The following is a 17,151-nucleotide window of genomic DNA, read 5'->3' on the forward strand; positions in this document are numbered from 1 at the left end:
ATTAATTTATGTCGAAAAAACGTTTGATCATCGTCGACGTCTCAAATTTTATTTTCCGTGCTTTTTTTGCTATTCGTCCGATGCACTCACCGGAAGGCGTGCCGACAAATGCGGTGTACGGAATGTTCACGATGCTTTTAAAGCTTCTTTCTGATCACAGACCGACACACGTTTTTCTTGCCCGTGATACCAAGGGCGGATCGTTTAGAAATGAACTTTTTGAAGGTTATAAGGCCAATAGGTCTGAGCCACCTGAGGAATTGATTCCGCAGTTTGCTTTAATCGAAGAGCTATGTAAAAAAATGAATCTTCCGGCCTTCAGTCATGAGAACTTCGAAGCCGATGACATCATTGGTTCGGCAGCGGTTCAGTGGAAAGATCAGTTTGATGAGATCTTTATCGCATCAGGGGATAAAGATTTAATGCAATTTGTAGGCGGGAACGTAAAACTTCTCGATACGATGAAAGACAAACTTTACTCGCCTGATGATGTTGAAGAAAAAATGGGTGTTCGCCCGGAACAAATCGTCGATTACCTTTCAATTGTCGGGGATACGTCAGATAACATTCCTGGAATGAAAGGGATTGGTGCGGTTGGTGCGGCTAAACTTTTAAAAGAGTACGGCACGCTGGAAAATATCATCGCTAACCGCGACCAATTGAAAGGAAAGAAAGTGATTGAAGCTTTCACGGATCACCTTGAGGCCGGCCTTCTTTCAAAAAAACTAGTTCAAATCGTAACAGATGTAGATTTAGGTCACACTCCTGAAGAAACAGCGGTGAGTTTTTATCCAACAAACGAGCTTTCTGATTTCTTAAAAGACCTGGGATTCAAATCAATCCTGGTTAAACTTCAGGAAATGAGATTTCAGCATCACCTGGCACGTGAAACAGATAAGAGTACAGGTGGAACAACTGATGATGGCCCGATTGAAAGTTCACTTTTTAATCAAACAAAAGGCGCATCAGTTACTGTCGTTGACCTAGATGAAAATAACTTCGATGAAATCCTGACTCAAGCAAAACAAGCAGAAAGTGTTGCTGTTTATAACTTGTTTGACAGCGATGATATCTATGCGAGAAAAATCTCACGCACATATTTTTCATTCAATGAAACACATACTTATTCAGCTGACCAAAATCTGGTTGAAGGTGTCCTTAAGGCCCTTTGGAACAACAAAGACCTGGAAGTGATTTCTGACAACTTAAAACGCGATTACGTCCATTCGGTTATTAACGGATGGGGGTTTGAAGCGAAACGTTTTGACGTGACACTGGCCCATTTTAATATCAATGCAGGACTTCGCCATGACCTTGATGTCATCATGAAGGAATACCTGGATATGGAAGCTGGCCCTGATGAACATCAGGCCAATGGAGATCGCGCTTACGCAATTTTTGTTTTAGCGAGAATCTTTAAGCAAAAATTAAGTGACCTGAAATTGATGGATATTTTCAATAAGATCGATCTCAACATTCTTTCAGTACTGGGAAAAATGGAGAAAGAGGGAATCTCTCTTAACACAAATTACCTGCGCGAGTTTGAAGTTGAGCTTTCAACTGAAATTAAAAAAGTTGAAGACGAAATCTTTAAACTGGCCGGAGGGGAGATCAATTTAAATTCTCCAAAACAAGTAGGAGTTCTTCTTTTTGAAAAGCTGAACCTTCCACCGGTGAAGAAAACCAAAACAGGTTATTCTACAGACGCTGAAGTGCTAGAAGAACTTGATGGAATGAACATTAGTGAAGTTCCAGGTCTTCTTTTAACTTTCCGCGAGTATGGAAAAATCCTTTCAACTTATGTTAAGGCCCTTCCAGAGCTGGTTAACCCACAGACAAAACGCATCCATACAAATTTCAATATGACAGTCGCGCAGACGGGGCGTCTTTCATCGACGAATCCTAACTTACAGAACATTCCGGTGAGAAGTCCGATGGGTGAGAAAGTAAGAAAGGCCTTTATTGCTAAACCAGGAAAGATCTTGCTTTCTGCCGATTATTCTCAGGTCGAACTTCGTCTTCTTGCTCATTTTTCAGAAGACCCGACGATGTTAAAATCGTTCCAGGATAATTTGGATATTCACGCTCAGACAGCGTCTGAAGTTTTAGATATTCCTATTACTCAAGTGACTAAGAATGACCGCTCGATGGCAAAGACAGTCAACTTCGGTTTAATGTACGGTCAGTCTTCTTTTGGTCTGGCTGCAACTTTAAAAATTTCCCGCACAGAAGCTAAGCAATACATTGATAAATACTTCACTCGTTTTAGCTCGATTAAAACTTTCCTTGATACTTTAAAAGACAAGGCAGAGCAGACGGGATACGCGGAGACACTACACGGAAGAAAACGTCTTCTACCTGATATCCACTCGCAAAACAGAACGATTAAGGCCCAGGCCGAAAGAATGGCCATCAACAGCCCGATTCAGGGAACAGCTGCCGATATCATTAAGCTGGCGATGATTAAAATCGATCAGGAAATGACGGCGAAAAACCTGAAATCAAGAATGCTTCTTCAGGTGCACGATGAACTTATTTTTGAAGTTGAAGAAGATGAATTAAACCTGATGAAGGAGCTGGTACGCGAAGGGATGGAAAATGTTGTCGATCTTCGCGTACCACTTAAAGTTGATATGGGTGTAGGAATCAACTGGTACGATTTAAAGTGATTGATAAGTGAATGTGACCGGAATCTTAACTTCTGAGTTTAAGCTTCTGGTTACAGGACACGTATGCGCAATCTCCTCCAGCGTCGGTCTTTGTTCGGCCGTTAAGTGGGCCGGTAGGGTAATGGCCACTTCTAATTCAGCAATCATCCTAGGTGAGAGCTTCATTTTTTTTGTGACTTGAAAACTCGCCCCCTTAATATCAATTCCATTTTTTTCAGCGTAAATGGCCATTGTTGTTAGAATACAGCTCCCCAATGCAGCACCCATTAAGTCTGTAGGGGAAAAGGCTTCGCCGCGACCATTATTGTCCTTGGGTGCGTCAGTATGGATTTGGGTGCTAGAAGGACCGTGGGTTAGCGTGCAGTGCTTATCTCCTTCATAAATCCCAGTCATTGTGACCATATTTGTCTCCTTAAGTAAAAAAACCTATGCCGGAAATAATGCTCCAGTCCCCGGTAAAAAGCAAAAATGACACCCTTTGCCGTCACTGGAAAAATAATTTTTAGGGTCTAACCTTGACACTCATTGGGTCTGATACCACATTGTTAGAGTTCAAATTATTAGGAGGACTTATGCAATTAAAGCCGTTACAAGACCGCGTTGTCGTTCAACGCTTAGACGAAGAAACAAAAACAGCTGGTGGAATCATTATTCCGGACAACCACACTGAGAAACCTTCTCAAGGTAAAATCGTTGCTGTTGGAACTGGCTATAGACTAACTGACGGAAGTGTTCGCAACCTTGACGTTAAAGTTGGTGATACAGTTCTTTTTGGAAAATACTCTGGAACATCAGTAAAAGTTGATGGGAAAGAAGTTCTGATCATGAAAGAAGAAGAGATTCTTGGAATCCTTCAATAATTTTTAAAGTAAAAAACCATTTAGGAGAAATATATGGCTAAGGAATTAAAATATTCAGAAGACGCAAGAACTCTGATTCTTAACGGTGTAAACGCTCTGGCAAACGCTGTAAAAGTAACTCTAGGACCAAAAGGTCGTAACGTTGTTATCCAAAAATCTTTCGGTGCTCCTCACATCACAAAAGACGGTGTGTCTGTAGCGAAAGAAATCGAACTTGAAAACAACTTCGAAAATATGGGCGCGCAAATGGTTAAAGAAGTTGCGCAAAAAACAAACGAAGATGCTGGAGACGGTACAACAACTGCAACTGTACTTGCTCAAGCAATCTACAAAGAAGGTGTAAAACTAGTTTCAGCTGGTCACAACCCAATGGACCTTAAGCGCGGGATCGATCTTGCAGTATCAAAGGTTATTGCTGAACTTAAAACTATGTCTAAACCAATCAAGACATCTGAAGAAATCGCTCAAGTTGGAACGATCTCTGGAAACAACGATCACGATATCGGTAAAAAACTTGCTGAAGCTATGTCTACAGTAGGAAACAACGGTGTTATCACGATTGAAGAATCAAAAACTGCTGAAACAGAACTTAACGTAGTAAAAGGGATGCAGTTTGACCGTGGATACCTTTCTCCATACTTCGTAAACAATCCAGAAAAAATGGAAGTTGCTTTCGATAACTGCAACATCCTAATCACTGATAAAAAAATCTCTTCAATGAAAGAACTTCTTCCTCTTCTTGAGAAAACAGTTCAATCAGGAAGACAACTTCTTATCATCGCTGAAGATATCGACGGTGAAGCTCTAACAACTCTTGTTGTTAACAAGCTTCGCGGAACACTTCAGGTTGCAGCTGTAAAAGCTCCAGGTTTCGGTGACAGAAGAAAAGAAATGCTAAAAGACATCGCGACACTTACAGGTGGAACAGTGGTTTCTGAAGAGCTTGGAATGTCACTTGAAACTTCAGGTGTAGACGTTCTTGGTTCAGCAAAACGCATTACAATCGACAAAGAAAACACAACAATCGTTGATGGAAATGGAAACAAAGCAGAAGTTCAAAACCGTGTTGCAGCTATTAAAGCTCAAATCGCAGAAACAACTTCTGACTACGACAAAGAAAAACTGAAAGAAAGACTAGCAAAAATCGACGGCGGTGTTGCTGTTATTAAAGTTGGTGCTCCTTCAGAAGCAGAAATGAAAGAAAAGAAAGACAGATATGAAGACGCTCTACACGCTACACGTGCCGCTGTTGAAGAAGGTATCGTTGTTGGTGGTGGATCAGCTCTTCTACATGCTTCAACTGTTCTAAACGACCTTAAAGGCCGCAACGAAGAAGAAAACTTCGGTATCAGAATCGTTAAGCGCGCTCTTGAAGAACCTCTAAGACAAATTGCTACAAACGCAGGTCTTGAAGGATCAGTTGTTGTTAACGAAGTTAAAGCTAACAAAGATAAAGCTTTCGGTTTCAACGCTCGCGATGAAAAATACGAAAACCTAGTTGCAGCCGGAATTATCGACCCAACTAAAGTTGTTCGTTCAGCTCTTCAAAACGCAGCTTCAGTTGCTGGTCTAATGCTGACAACTGAAACAATGATTGCTGACCTTCCAAAAACTGACGCTCCTGCTGGAATGCCAGGCGGAATGGGCGGCATGGGTGGAATGGGCGGCATGATGTAATTAACTAATTACATCAATCTCAATTGCAAACCAATTAAGGGAGTCTTCGGACTCCCTTTTTTATTTCCAGCATTAAACATCCCACGTCGCTGATTCTCATTTTTTCCTTAATTCAATTGGCCTCCATTTACACTCACAATTTCCTCATGCCTAATCTTCCAAGCACTAAATTTTAAGGAGGATTTATGAAAGTTGTACTGGCCCTTTGTTTGTCTCTCTTTACATTTTTTTCTTCTGCAGCCTTTGCATGCACTGACTTCACTGGAAGGTATAAAAACGAACAAAACGAGATTTATACAGTCTCTCAATCGGCCTGTGCGAGTGTGACGGTTACTGGTTCAGATGGATCGGATACGATTATCACTGATGGCCAATTTAGACTGAGCGAAGAAAACGAAGATGTCAGGGTTTTTACTGCGGCCGCTTTTATCGGCGTAAACTTGACTCTTAATCATCGCATCGAATACAAAAAACCTTTACCTCCAGAGGTGCCGCCAACAGCTATCCCTGTAAAAATTTTAGAGGTCTATGTGAAAGACGCTCGTGGCAATGTCGTTTTGACCACAACAATTTTTAATTCGACAGGTGGCGTCCTAGCTTCAATGACTTCTTTGCACCAAAGAATCTAAATTTTATCTTTATCTTACAATAGGCCCTTCGGGGCCCAAATAATTTGTCACAATCATGACTTGAATGTTTAAATAGCCCTATAATCTATTATGGGTGTGCGTGAAGGATTTGCGTGCAATTAGTCAAGGAGATGATTATGGAAGCTATTTTAAGCGCAGGACTTTGTGTTCTGATCGTTCTATGCCTCGTTGAAATTTCTTCAATGCAGTTAACTGCATTCCGTGAAGAGATGCGCCTGAAGGTCAATCAATAATGAAGTTTTTAACTGCAGTGGCGGCGCTTGCCTTTTCCGCAAGCGCCCTTGCATGTCCTAATATCACTGGTTCTTTCTATGACAGTGATGAAGATCTCGTAAAGACAATCACTCAAGTAGCATGCGAAAGCACTACCTGGTCAGATGAAGAAAGTACCACCACATTACTAGCAGACAACGTTGAAAGAGTTCTGGAGACAGACGGCAAGATGACGGCGTATGCGAGAGTTTCTTTTACTAAAGATGACCTGATCATCGACATCCGTATGGACTGGGGTGGGAGCAATGAGTTTGACCTTCCTGTTCGTTGGATTACTTCCTACCGAATTGATAAGTTTAATAACCTGGTTGAAAAGATCCGCCCTTTCAAGGAAGATGGATCGGAACTGGGAACAGACTACGTAACTTTTAGAAGAGTAAAATAAAATGAAAACATTGATTCTGATTGCAGCTGGCCTATTGTCAGTAAATGCTTTTGCTTGTCCTGATTTAACTGGCTCTTACATTGATAAAAATGGGGAGAGTATTATTCTTTCTCAAAAAGGCTGCGAAGAAGTCTCAGTTCTTTCAAGACCGCTGACTCACACTTTACTTTTAGATAACCAATTTACTGTGGTTCAAGATGATCAGGAAGTTCGTGCTATGGGGCGCGGAGCTTTTGCTGGCGAGGAGCTAGTCCTGGAAGTTAAGGTTCAATATAAAAAAGACCCAGGCATTCCTTCGATCTTTTTACCAGTGAGGGCCGTGAATAAATACTCACAGACAGCAACTGGTGATCTAATGGAAAAGTCGACGATCTACAATGCTTCTAATGGTGTTTTAACTAACACGAAAGCAACCTACAGAAGAGCTAATCAATAACGTAGAAGATATTGTCTTCTTCCTTCACGCGCGCCTTTGTTAAATCTTTGGGAGCAAAGACTTCGCCATTTAACATGGGCGTGAAGAGTTTCTTCATAATCGGTTTATTAGATTCAAAGTACCTGTGGTCTGTCTGTAGCGACTTTGAAAGGTCGATATAAATAGCTTCCGGGTCCTGGAATTCAGCACGTCTTTTAGAAGGAATTTTTCCAAATCCCAATCCCAATTTATAAAGAAGCGGCTGTTTTGCTTTTAAGTCTAGAAGATAAGACATAATAAGCATCAGGTCGCGGTTGTTCATTAAAACATGTCTGTGTCCGGCAAAGTCTATTTTAGAAAGCCATGCTTTGTGGTCTGTAAGACCGATATCTGCAGCAGCGGAAATGTAGTTATCAAAAAGTGGTTTTCCATAAACTTCATTGAGATCGCGAGCGTAAAGCTTTTCAGTGTATTCGCGCAAGACGATATGACCCATGCTGTGAGTGAGTAAAGTTATTTTCTTTCGTTCGAAAACTTCAGGGTGTTCTTCTTTATATGTTTTGATTCCATGAAGAACCACTGAAAGATCTTTGGCCGAAGCTTTGGCATTTTCCACCGGGCGAGTCAGTAGAGAAGACCACGATGGCCAGTGAAACATTACAACTCGTACGTTGTGAACTTTTTCTAGATTCGAAATCATCTGCCATTCTTCATCTACATGTCTTCCACGGCCATGAATATAAAGAACAATGTTCTTATCTGGAGTTTCTTCGTGAAAAGTGTTTAGGATTTCACTTATTTTGTTAACAGGCCTCAGGGCAAAAACGCTACTGGTATAAAGACCGACTGAACCCGGGTCTTCCGCCTTGGCAGAGAGTGATAGTGTACAAAAAAGAGCAACTATTAAAGTCTTAATTGATGTTTTCATGTGACTTTAGTCGGACTTTCAAAAAGTTTACTTTAGTGCTTTCTCCCTCTGTAAAAAGGTAATGAGGTCAAAATTTTGAAGTCTGACATTTTCTTTTGACACCTAATCAGTCAGTTTAGGGCCTTTTCGTCACTGATTAATTGAGGGGGTTTTAGGCTATCAAGATGTTATAAATTACTTTCTTTTGGCATACAGCCTGCAATAGTAAAAAGTAGGAGATCATGGAAGATTTCCACCAAGGATTTGGAACCTCAAGGAAGAATATTTAAGTAGGGAGCTTTAGGATGAAGCAATTATTAAGACTAGGAAAGGTCGCTGTTACACTTGTCGGTTTAGCTGGATCTTTTGGCGTGGAAAACGCATTAGCAACGTCGGCTTTTAACCTATCTTGTCCCGAAAAGTATATTGCTACAGTCACGAATGTAGAGGATGTTGAATCCCAGGCTGCATTCCCTAAAGTCGAAGTTGATTTCCAGATTATTCAGACATTGAAAGGTGAAAAAGTCCTTTCAAAGAAAATCCAGGTCGTCAAAGATGGACCTGTGAAGTTCAAGAGCGGTGAGATTTACACTCTTGAATCCAATGATGTCTGGTTATGTTCGGCGACTCTTTTTTCAAAATTATAGTTATTAGATAGATATAAAGTTTCTTAATGCTTTCCACGGATGGAAGGTAGTTACGAAGTGATAATTTTTACAAGGAAGTAAAATGAAGCACACAAAAAAATTGGCCATTAGTATCCCCCTCTCGCTAATGGCCATTTTCTTGTTTCTGGGATTAAGTTCAAACGCACAAGCCTATACATTCACTTCTGATTTTAAGAATGGGTTTTACTGGCGTGCTTTTCCAATAAAGATGGCAAAATTCGCAGCTTCTGCCGATGCTCAAAACCTTGAAACTCTGGCCAACCAGGCCGTAGCCGAATGGGAATCAGTGATCGGAAAAGATATTTGGGAGTTGAGTGCTGTTCAAAACTCTACGAGCTATTCAGGAAGTTATATCCGTTGGTCGGATAACTTCGGAGCTGAGACGGGGTATGACCCTTCAAGAACTCTGGCAATCACTATCCGCTACAACAGAGGAACATATTTCGAGCAGACAGTTATCATTCTAAACGGAGGTATCAGCTACCTTCGCCAGAACTGGGGCAACACTTTAAAGACAACAATCCTTCATGAAGTTGGACATACTCTTGGACTTGATCACTCGGAAGACTCTGGTGCAGTCATGGCGGCAAGCCTTGGATCTGCGACAACTCTTCAGTCAGATGATATCCAGGGAGTGAATGCGGTAGTTGATGAAACACTAAAAAGGCAATCGACTGGTTATGTTTCACCTCTTTCAACACAAGAAAAGAAAGTGGCAGCCTGTGGAACAATTGAAGATATTTCAAAAAATTCAGGTGGTTCAGGTGGAGCAATGGCAAACTTCTTAGGGTCCCTAATTATGGGTATGATGTTGATCGCTTTCATTGGGAAAATCGAGAAAAATAGAAGACAAAAGGTTTTGATCAGGTATTAAAAAAAAAGTAATTTTTTGCTGAGTTTCTCCGAATAGGAGAGCATGAGTGCAGAAAACCAAACCCACATTAATTACATTTTTTACCTTCAAACTAAAACCGAGCTAGATCATACGTATTATGTATTAGCAGAAGTACTAGGGAAGATTAATATAAGTTTACTTCCCATCGAATCTCACGACTTAAAAAACATTGATAAGAATAAAAAACATCATGTGATTGTTGTGAGAAATGATTTTTCTTCTGCGTTTGCATTTAACGATGCTAGAAAAAATTTTCTTGATAGTGCTATGGCCTCTGGTAAGCTTATGGTTTATGATATCAGTTCGTTTTCAGAGGTTGAGAACGCGATGAAGTTTGAAAACAAAAATGTCTACAGGTATTTTCAACTTCCACTGAACGTAAAACAAGTAGCGATGACGGTTGCCGTAGAATTTTACAAAGACCGCAATGCTCCTGTTGAATGGCCAGGCGGGCGTAGAGCAAAATTGCCTTCTATGACTAATTCAAATTAAGTCGTAAAATAGAAACACTATGAAAGTAAAAATTAGTGAAGAAACGCAACGTATGCTCATGCTTCTAAAGCTTGATGCCAAAAGACTGTTTGAGAGAATCAAGTTCAGGTCGCCAGAATACATGTACGAGTTTTCACTAAAAAGAACCAGAGATCATTTCCCGGCGGTTTTTAATAATCGTTACGATTCGACAAGCATTAAAGAACTAATGCTTTGTGGAGAGGAAGTGCTCGTAGGACTCGATCTGTTTTACAGCAAGGTCGATGAAATGCGCTGGTATCTTAATCACACACAGGACATGCCTAATCGAGTAGAAGATAAAGTGCATGCTTATGTGCGAGAGCTGGAAAAGCATTTCGAAACTCTGAATCTGTATATTGACGTTGAGATGGGACTTATTAAAGAACAAGCAGAACATGAAACAGACAATTAATATCGCCGCATTTTTTTTCGTACTCGCTATCCCGTTTGCACTTTCTTCGCAAACAAGAAAAGCTATTCCGGCAGGAAGATATGAGGCGCTTTCTGGCGTGAAGAATTCAAGAAGTGTGAAGAGTACAGAAGCTCCATCAGGGGAGAGAAAAGATTCGACTGCATTGTTCTGGAATGAAGTACTGAACCATATGCCAGAGAACTCTCAGGACCTTTCTTATTTCTCAACAGGAAAGATGGACGAGTTTTCGACAAATCTTTTGGCAACAAAAGGTTTAAAGACGGCAAAAAAACTCAATGAAAAAACTAACATCGTTTTTAGCGATGACCTAAAACGCGACCGCGAAGTTCTTAAAGGACTTAAAAACAAAAGCAGCCTGGTTGTTCTTAAAGACTCGCAAGAGTTAAAAGACGTCATGGCCACTCTTGGGCAGTTTGAAGTTCTGCTTTACCAGGCAGAAGATCAATCAAACTATTTCCTTTTAAAGCTTAGATAGTTAATCAATCCACTCAAGTATAATCTTCCTCATCTGGACGAAAATCCAATAGCTTTGGATAATGGAAGAATGAGATTATTGCGTTCATTTATTCCTTTTTTGGGGCTCTTGTTTACTGCTAGTACAGTGAGCGCTCAGCTTTCTGAAGAGGGGATTTTCTCCGGGCGCATTTCTAAAATCAGCCGCGATATTTCTGTCGTCAGAGTAAAAGTCGATTTCGACAACGTTAAGTACATCAACGTCAAAGATAAAATTGAATTCTGGGATGAGAAGAACTCCACTCTTAAGTGCAAAGCTTATGTCATGGGGAGAACTGCTGATTATATTCTTTTAAAAATACCGGACATGAAGTTCTGTGAAAAGAATCTCTATTTTACGGCCGGGGCCTACTTTAAGTTTTTTAGTGAGGACCTGCAGAACAACGTCAAGATGGGCCGTGAAGTGGTAGGTATACTTATTAAAAAACGCATGGCAGTTAAAGGCCAAATGGAGATGAAGAATAAAGAGATCCAAAGCCATGTTGAGAGGATCAATACCATCAATGCGCGTTACCAGACGTTGCGCGACAAGTTGGAACAAGAGTGGCAGAAAGAACTCCATGCCCTGGATGAAGATAGAACGTACTCGCTAAGGTCTTATAAAGATTTAGAACGCCGCTTGGATGAAATTGACCAAAAGCTTGAGCAGTATAAGATCAAAGATGAGAATCTTACACTCGACAGATGGTCTCTGGACTCTAATCTCTATTTCAAAAAATAATTGAACTCTGCACACTTCTATTCTAAGCTGTATTAATTTTTTAAAAAGGTGGAAATACAATGAAAAAGTGTGTGATTGCTCTATCATTGGCGCTTGGCGTGATGAACACTGCCTTCGCTGTCGGAAATGCAAAAGCTCCATTCGGTGGAGAGTTTAAAATCAACCTAGGTCAAGCGCCTACAACTTTAAATGCTCTGTCATCATCTGATGCTTACGCAAGTGAAGTTCAATCGATGATCATGGAAGGTTTATTAACAAGAAACCCAGACACAAGAGAGTGGGAACCAGCTCTTGCTAAGTCGTGGACAATTTCAAAAGACGGAAAGACTTTTGAGTTCACACTAAGAGACGGAGTTAAGTGGCACGATGGAAAACCACTTACAGTTGAAGATGTTAAGTTTTCTTTTGATGCGATCATGGATCCAAAAGACACTTACAAAACAGCTCACTTAAAGCCTTACTACGAAAACATCAAATCTGTTGAAATCGTAGCTCCAAACAAAATCAAGTTCACAGTAGGAACTCCATACTTCAACAACTTCACAGTTGCTGCTGGTTTAACAGTTGTTCCAATGCACTTATACAAGAACCCAAGCAAAGAGCAGGAAAAGATCCTGAACAAAACTCTAGTGGGAACTGGTCCTTACATGCTTAAGGAATTCGACCGTGCTAAGAGAATCGTGCTTACATCTAACCCTAACTGGTGGGGAAGAAGTGAACCGTCACTAAAAGGAATCCACAATTTCCAGACGATCACAATGAGATTTATCCAGGACTCAACGATCTCTATCAGATCAATTGAGAACGGAGACATCGATTACCTAGCTCTTCAACCAGAAGAATACGCTCAAAAAACAAACGGCCCTAAATGGGGTAAGTCTGTTCATAAGATTAAGACTCAAAACAAACAAGTCTCAGGTTACGCTTTCGTAGGATTCAACCTGACAAACCCAATGTTCAAGTCTGTTAAGACAAGAGAAGCAATGGTTCACCTGTTTGACAGAAAGAAGATGATTGAAAAACTTCTTTTCAACTTCTCTCTTCCAGCAACTGGACCTCTATACCAACAATCGGACTATGCTGATCCAACTGTTAAAGCTCTTGAATTCGATCCAAAGCTAGCTCTTAAGAAGTTAACTGAAGACGGATGGAAAGATACAGACGGGGATAGAATCCTTGATAAGATGATCGATGGAAAAAAAGTTAAGCTTTCATTCACAATCCTTGAACCACTTCCAGACTTCGTAAAATTCCTGACGACATTCCAGGAAGATGCTAAGAAAGTTGGTGTTGATGTTCAGGTAAAAGTTGTTGAGTGGAACGCCTTCATTAAACTTCTTGATGAAAGAAAGTTCGAAGCTGTTCGTCTAGCATGGGGTGGTGGAGACCTTGATTGGGATCCAAAACAAATCTGGCACTCAGAATCTATTGCGAACGCTGGATCAAACTTTGTTCAATACAACAATCCAAAAGTAGACAAGCTTATTGATGAGTCTCGTCTAATTATGGATAAAGCGACAAGAGTTAAAAAACTTCGCGAAGTTTACAGAACAATCGCAGCAGACGTTCCTTATATCTTCCTGTTTAACGGAAAATTTAAGTTCTACGCTCACACAGATCGTATCGGTAAAGAAAAAGATACATACACTTACTCGATCGGTTCTGATTACTGGTGGATTGCTAAATAACTAGAGGTTTTTCTTGTTTACTTATATCTTAAAAAGATTACTGATCATGATCCCGACCTTGCTCGGGATCACTCTGGTCACATTCGTTATCATTAACCTTGCTCCCGGAAGCCCAATTGAACAGCGAATTCAGCAAATGAAATTCGGTGGAATGGGGAACGAAGGCAGAAGTAACGGCGACAACTCAAAAAGTAGCGCAGTTTCTGAAGAGGTTATTGAGGCCCTTAAAAAACAATATGGATTCGATAAGCCGGTACATATCCGTTACTGGATCTGGCTGAAGAATATCGCCAAACTTGATTTCGGTGAGAGCTTTACTTACGAAGAGCCTGTACTTGATGTTATTACCAGCAAGCTTCCAGTGTCTCTGCAGTTCGGAGTTGTTTCCCTGATCATGTCTTATTTGGTGTGTGTAGTCTTAGGGGTTATTAAGGCAGTAAAGCACGGAACAGCTTTTGATTATGTTTCCAGTTTTCTCCTCTTTGTCTTCTATTCGATCCCGGGCTTTATGCTAGCGATTCTCCTCATCGTTTATTTTGCGGGTGGGGGATTCTACAACTGGTTTCCGATGGGGGAACTTTACTCTGACAATTACTACGATCTGACTCTTTGGGGAAAAATCGTCGACCGCGTTCACCACTTTATCCTGCCGCTCATTTGTTACATGATTGGATCTTTCACAGTTCTAACTATGCTAATGAAAAACTCGCTTCTGGATGAAATTAAAAAGGACTACATTCGTACTGCCCGTGCCAAAGGTGTTCCTGAAAAAGTGGTTTTCCTAAAGCACGCACTAAGAAATGCATTGATCCCAATCGTAACGGGTATCGGTGGATTTATTTCAGTTTTCTTCGTTGGTTCTCTTCTTCTGGAAAGTATTTTCCAGTTAGATGGAATGGGGCTTCTAAGTTATAAATCAATCCTTCAGAGAGATTATAACGTTATCATGGGTCTGATCTTTATTCAGAGTGTGCTCATGTTAGTTGGAAACCTGATCAGCGATTTAGCTTACATTGCTGTTGACCCAAGGATTGATTTCAAATGATCGAACGTTACATGACTAATGAACTAACTCGTAAACGTTGGAAGATTTTCAAAAAAAGTAAATCAGCGATGATCTCATCGTTTGTTTTAGTCTTTTTAATTCTAGCAACTTTCTTTTCACCATTCATCGCCAATAGCCGTCCACTGATGATCAGTTATCATGGAACGACTTATTTCCCAATCTTCAAGGATTATAATGCCTCTGACTTCGGGATCACTGATGCTCTTGATGTGGATTACCGCGCTCTACAAATGGGCAAGGGCGATTATGCTTTATGGCCAATTGTTCAATGGGACCCGTTTGAAAGTAACTCAAAAGTAGACTCTTATCCGTCGGCTCCATCTGAAACAAATATCTTTGGAACAGATGACCGCGGACGTGACGTATTTACTCGACTGCTTTATGGATTTAAATACAGTATCTCTTATGCTGTTGCTGTTTGGTTTATCTCACTTTCTATCGGGACAATTCTTGGTGGAGTGATGGGATTCTTCGGCGGGAAAGTAGATTTCATCGGCCAGAGGATTGTTGAGGTCCTAAGTACTGTTCCTCAGTTTTTCCTTCTTATCATTCTTATTTCAATCTTCACTCCTTCTCTGGGAATGCTGATTCTGATTTCATGCGTGTTTGCATGGATTAACATTTCATACTACGTGCGTGGTGAGTTCCTAAAAAACAGAAACCGCGAATTCGTTGAAGCGGCCAAGTCTCTTGGGGCTTCAAATATGAAGATCATCTTTAAGCACATTCTGCCGAACTCATTAACTCCGATTATCACGTTTGCGCCGTTTACGATCGCGGCTGAAATCGTAGGTCTTGCAGCTCTTGATTACCTGGGGTTTGGTCTTCAGGTTCCAACGCCAAGTTGGGGAGAACTTCTGGCACAAGCTCAGAAAAACTATACCATCGCATGGTGGTTAGCGTTCTACCCGTCACTGGCGCTCTTCATTGTTCTTACACTCCTGAACCTAATCGGTCAGGGAGTTAGAGATGCAATGGACCCGAACATGACTTAGAAAACGTATCTAAGTCCAACAGAAGCAATTCTTCCACCTGTTCCATAGCCGTAGACTTCTTCGTAGTCTCTATCGAGCAGGTTTTTCACTTTCAGGTAAATAGAAGTGTTGGCCCTGAATTCTCTTTCATATCGCAAATTGAAAATCAGGTACGATGGCATGTTAACCGTGTTTCCAAGGTTATCGACATCGCTTCTTTTACCTGTGAAATCCCCCTCAACACTGACTAATTCTTTATTGGAAGGAGCAAAGTCTACTGAAGTTTTAACATTGATATTTGGGCGTCTGGCGAGTTTTTTCTTCGCTGTCATATCTCGGGCAGAAAGCCAGGTGACGGACGTATTTGAGCTTAAATCTTCCGTCAATTTAGCGGCAAAAGAATTTTCAACTCCGATGATTCTGGCCGTGCCTCTGTTTTGGTTAACAAAAGTGACCGGGTCATAACTTAAACGGTTTTTGATATCAGTGTAAAAAAGAGTCCCAATATACTTACCGTTTTCAGTGACCGGAACTTCAAATCCAATTTCAGCTGTCTGGCTTTCTTCCGGGCTTAAGTTTTTATTTCCATAAGTAGGATCGTGTAGTTGATTTAAGCTTGGTGCTCTAAAACCAGTTGAATAGGCCATCTTCAGGTTGAAGTGAGTAAAAAAGTGCATGAGGGCAATTTTATATGTGACATGCTCACCGAAGGATTGATTGCTGTCCAAGCGGATTCCGGCATTGGCCACGGCCGGGCCAAACTCCAGGCGGTTGTATAAAAAGAAACTGAAATTTTCGTTAGTATTTTTCTTTTGGTCTTCTTCATGCTGGTAATCGAAGTTGTAGTTCTGCGTGAAGAAGTCATTGAGATACTGAGTGTGATTAAGAGCTACGCCGTTAATTTCACCTTTAGTTGTCGTTGATGAAGCCGCCGTGTGTTTGCTGTCGCTTCTAACATTTAGAGTGCGGTGATGCTCAGAGCGAGTCAGGTTCAGGGATGTTTCCCCTGATGACCAGGTTTGAGTGTATCCGGCCTTCATAAATTTTTGCTCAGTAAATTGGGAGTCGTTTGGATCATCTTCACCGGCCCCACCGCCTTTATCCAGGTCGACTTCGTCATTGACGTAGCGGTAATTCAGGTTGAATTCCCCACTCGAAATAGTTTGAGCAAGAGCGGCCGAAAGAGTGGTTCGTTTTTCTCCGTCTTTTTCAGCGTTGGGATTGCGAGAGTCATTAGCCGCTGAAAAGCCAGTTGTCTTTAAATGGTCAGCTCCAAAACTCACTGATGTCTGGTTGAATTTTTTCTGAGCATTGACTCCAGCATTAAGAGTGTTGTGAGTTCCGTAATCAACAAATCCAGACCCACTAAGTTTATCGGAACCTTTTTTAGTTGTAATAACGAGAACGCCACCAATAGCATTTGATCCATAAAGAAGACCTTGCGACCCCTTTAGAATTTCTACGCGCTCAATATTATTTAAACTCAATCTTCCTAAATCAAACTGGCGAGTCGGATTACTGGGGTCATTCATGACAATACCATCAATAACCACTAGCACTTGAGAGGACTCAGTTCCGCGCAGGAAAAGGCTGGTGTTTCCACCCACTGGCCCCGATTGTGATAATGTTAGGTCTGATTCTCTTGAAAGGAGTTCAACTATTGAAGAAGCCTTTTTGATTTCATCTTTTTCGAACACTTTAATATCGGAAGGTGATTTTTCAAGAGTACTTTTAATTCTATCGGCAGTAACGATGATGTCATCGCCAGCGAATGCTGCGTGCGAGGCTAAAAAGGCAATAAGAGATGCGTGCGTGATTTTTCCAAGCATAGTTCCTCCACGGGT

Annotated in this window: 18 protein-coding genes; 15 read left to right on the plus strand and 3 right to left on the minus strand. The window is 41.0% G+C overall.

What is annotated here, in order from left to right; genetic code table 11:
• Positions 1-8: 8 nt before the first annotated feature.
• Positions 9-2,669 (plus strand): DNA polymerase I, encoded by a 2,661-nt coding sequence (polA, locus tag AC6JA8_RS01410; RefSeq protein WP_497975432.1) that lies wholly within the window; start codon positions 9-11, stop codon positions 2,667-2,669.
• Here polA and AC6JA8_RS01415 read toward each other — a convergent pair.
• On the minus strand, positions 2,661-3,071 hold the full coding sequence (locus AC6JA8_RS01415; protein ID WP_497975433.1) for an OsmC family protein: 411 nt from the start codon (positions 3,069-3,071) through the stop codon (positions 2,661-2,663). The genes polA and AC6JA8_RS01415 overlap by 9 nt on opposite strands.
• A gap of 170 nt (positions 3,072-3,241) precedes the next feature.
• Between AC6JA8_RS01415 and AC6JA8_RS01420 the strand changes: the two genes are divergently transcribed.
• The 5 genes from AC6JA8_RS01420 (at position 3,242) to AC6JA8_RS01440 (ending at position 6,950) form a co-directional block, all read left to right on the plus strand.
• Positions 3,242-3,529: a co-chaperone GroES gene (locus AC6JA8_RS01420; RefSeq protein WP_491633723.1), complete on the plus strand. Its 288-nt coding sequence runs from the start codon at positions 3,242-3,244 to the stop codon at positions 3,527-3,529.
• A gap of 33 nt (positions 3,530-3,562) precedes the next feature.
• The gene (groL, locus tag AC6JA8_RS01425) at positions 3,563-5,206 is read left to right on the plus strand and encodes a chaperonin GroEL (RefSeq protein ID WP_497975434.1); all 1,644 of its coding nucleotides are present in this window, start codon (positions 3,563-3,565) and stop codon (positions 5,204-5,206) included.
• Between the two features lie 185 nt (positions 5,207-5,391).
• Positions 5,392-5,835, plus strand: a complete 444-nt coding sequence (locus AC6JA8_RS01430) for a hypothetical protein (RefSeq protein ID WP_497975435.1) — start codon at positions 5,392-5,394, stop codon at positions 5,833-5,835.
• 253 nt (positions 5,836-6,088) lie between these two features.
• Entirely contained in the window at positions 6,089-6,514 is a 426-nt protein-coding gene (locus tag AC6JA8_RS01435) for a hypothetical protein (protein ID WP_497975436.1), read from the plus strand.
• 1 nt (position 6,515) lies between these two features.
• Positions 6,516-6,950: a hypothetical protein gene (locus tag AC6JA8_RS01440; RefSeq protein WP_497975437.1), complete on the plus strand. Its 435-nt coding sequence runs from the start codon at positions 6,516-6,518 to the stop codon at positions 6,948-6,950.
• On the opposite strand, the gene AC6JA8_RS01445 is transcribed toward AC6JA8_RS01440, so the two are convergent.
• Positions 6,940-7,857 (minus strand): alpha/beta hydrolase, encoded by a 918-nt coding sequence (locus AC6JA8_RS01445; protein ID WP_497975438.1) that lies wholly within the window; start codon positions 7,855-7,857, stop codon positions 6,940-6,942. The two genes, AC6JA8_RS01440 and AC6JA8_RS01445, sit on opposite strands and share 11 nt — an antisense overlap.
• 284 nt (positions 7,858-8,141) lie before the next feature.
• On the opposite strand from AC6JA8_RS01445, the gene AC6JA8_RS01450 reads away from it, so the two are divergent.
• The 9 genes from AC6JA8_RS01450 (at position 8,142) to AC6JA8_RS01490 (ending at position 15,328) form a co-directional block, all read left to right on the plus strand.
• On the plus strand, positions 8,142-8,483 hold the full coding sequence (locus AC6JA8_RS01450) for a hypothetical protein (protein WP_102242082.1): 342 nt from the start codon (positions 8,142-8,144) through the stop codon (positions 8,481-8,483).
• Between the two features lie 82 nt (positions 8,484-8,565).
• On the plus strand, positions 8,566-9,378 hold the full coding sequence (locus tag AC6JA8_RS01455) for a matrixin family metalloprotease (protein WP_497975439.1): 813 nt from the start codon (positions 8,566-8,568) through the stop codon (positions 9,376-9,378).
• Positions 9,379-9,420: 42 nt separating this feature from the next.
• Positions 9,421-9,891 carry a hypothetical protein gene (locus tag AC6JA8_RS01460; RefSeq protein ID WP_497975440.1) on the plus strand — a complete coding sequence of 157 codons (471 nt, stop codon included), beginning with the start codon at positions 9,421-9,423 and terminating at the stop codon, positions 9,889-9,891.
• Between the two features lie 19 nt (positions 9,892-9,910).
• Positions 9,911-10,324 (plus strand): hypothetical protein, encoded by a 414-nt coding sequence (locus tag AC6JA8_RS01465; RefSeq protein WP_102242085.1) that lies wholly within the window; start codon positions 9,911-9,913, stop codon positions 10,322-10,324.
• Entirely contained in the window at positions 10,308-10,820 is a 513-nt protein-coding gene (locus AC6JA8_RS01470; RefSeq protein WP_497975441.1) for a hypothetical protein, read from the plus strand. The genes AC6JA8_RS01465 and AC6JA8_RS01470 overlap by 17 nt, the downstream gene beginning before the upstream one ends.
• A gap of 69 nt (positions 10,821-10,889) precedes the next feature.
• Positions 10,890-11,579: a hypothetical protein gene (locus AC6JA8_RS01475; RefSeq protein ID WP_133566673.1), complete on the plus strand. Its 690-nt coding sequence runs from the start codon at positions 10,890-10,892 to the stop codon at positions 11,577-11,579.
• 59 nt (positions 11,580-11,638) lie between these two features.
• Entirely contained in the window at positions 11,639-13,267 is a 1,629-nt protein-coding gene (locus AC6JA8_RS01480; protein ID WP_497975442.1) for an ABC transporter substrate-binding protein, read from the plus strand.
• A 13-nt stretch (positions 13,268-13,280) separates the two neighbouring features.
• Positions 13,281-14,312 carry an ABC transporter permease subunit gene (locus AC6JA8_RS01485; protein WP_497975443.1) on the plus strand — a complete coding sequence of 344 codons (1,032 nt, stop codon included), beginning with the start codon at positions 13,281-13,283 and terminating at the stop codon, positions 14,310-14,312.
• Complete coding sequence (locus tag AC6JA8_RS01490) at positions 14,309-15,328, plus strand: ABC transporter permease subunit (protein ID WP_497975444.1); 1,020 nt, start codon at positions 14,309-14,311, stop codon at positions 15,326-15,328. Before AC6JA8_RS01485 ends, AC6JA8_RS01490 begins: the two co-directional genes overlap by 4 nt.
• On the opposite strand, the gene AC6JA8_RS01495 is transcribed toward AC6JA8_RS01490, so the two are convergent.
• On the minus strand, positions 15,325-17,136 hold the full coding sequence (locus tag AC6JA8_RS01495; RefSeq protein ID WP_497975445.1) for a TonB-dependent receptor plug domain-containing protein: 1,812 nt from the start codon (positions 17,134-17,136) through the stop codon (positions 15,325-15,327). The two genes, AC6JA8_RS01490 and AC6JA8_RS01495, sit on opposite strands and share 4 nt — an antisense overlap.
• Positions 17,137-17,151 lie beyond the last annotated feature (15 nt).

The sequence above is a fragment of the Bacteriovorax sp. HI3 genome, from assembly GCF_059738875.1.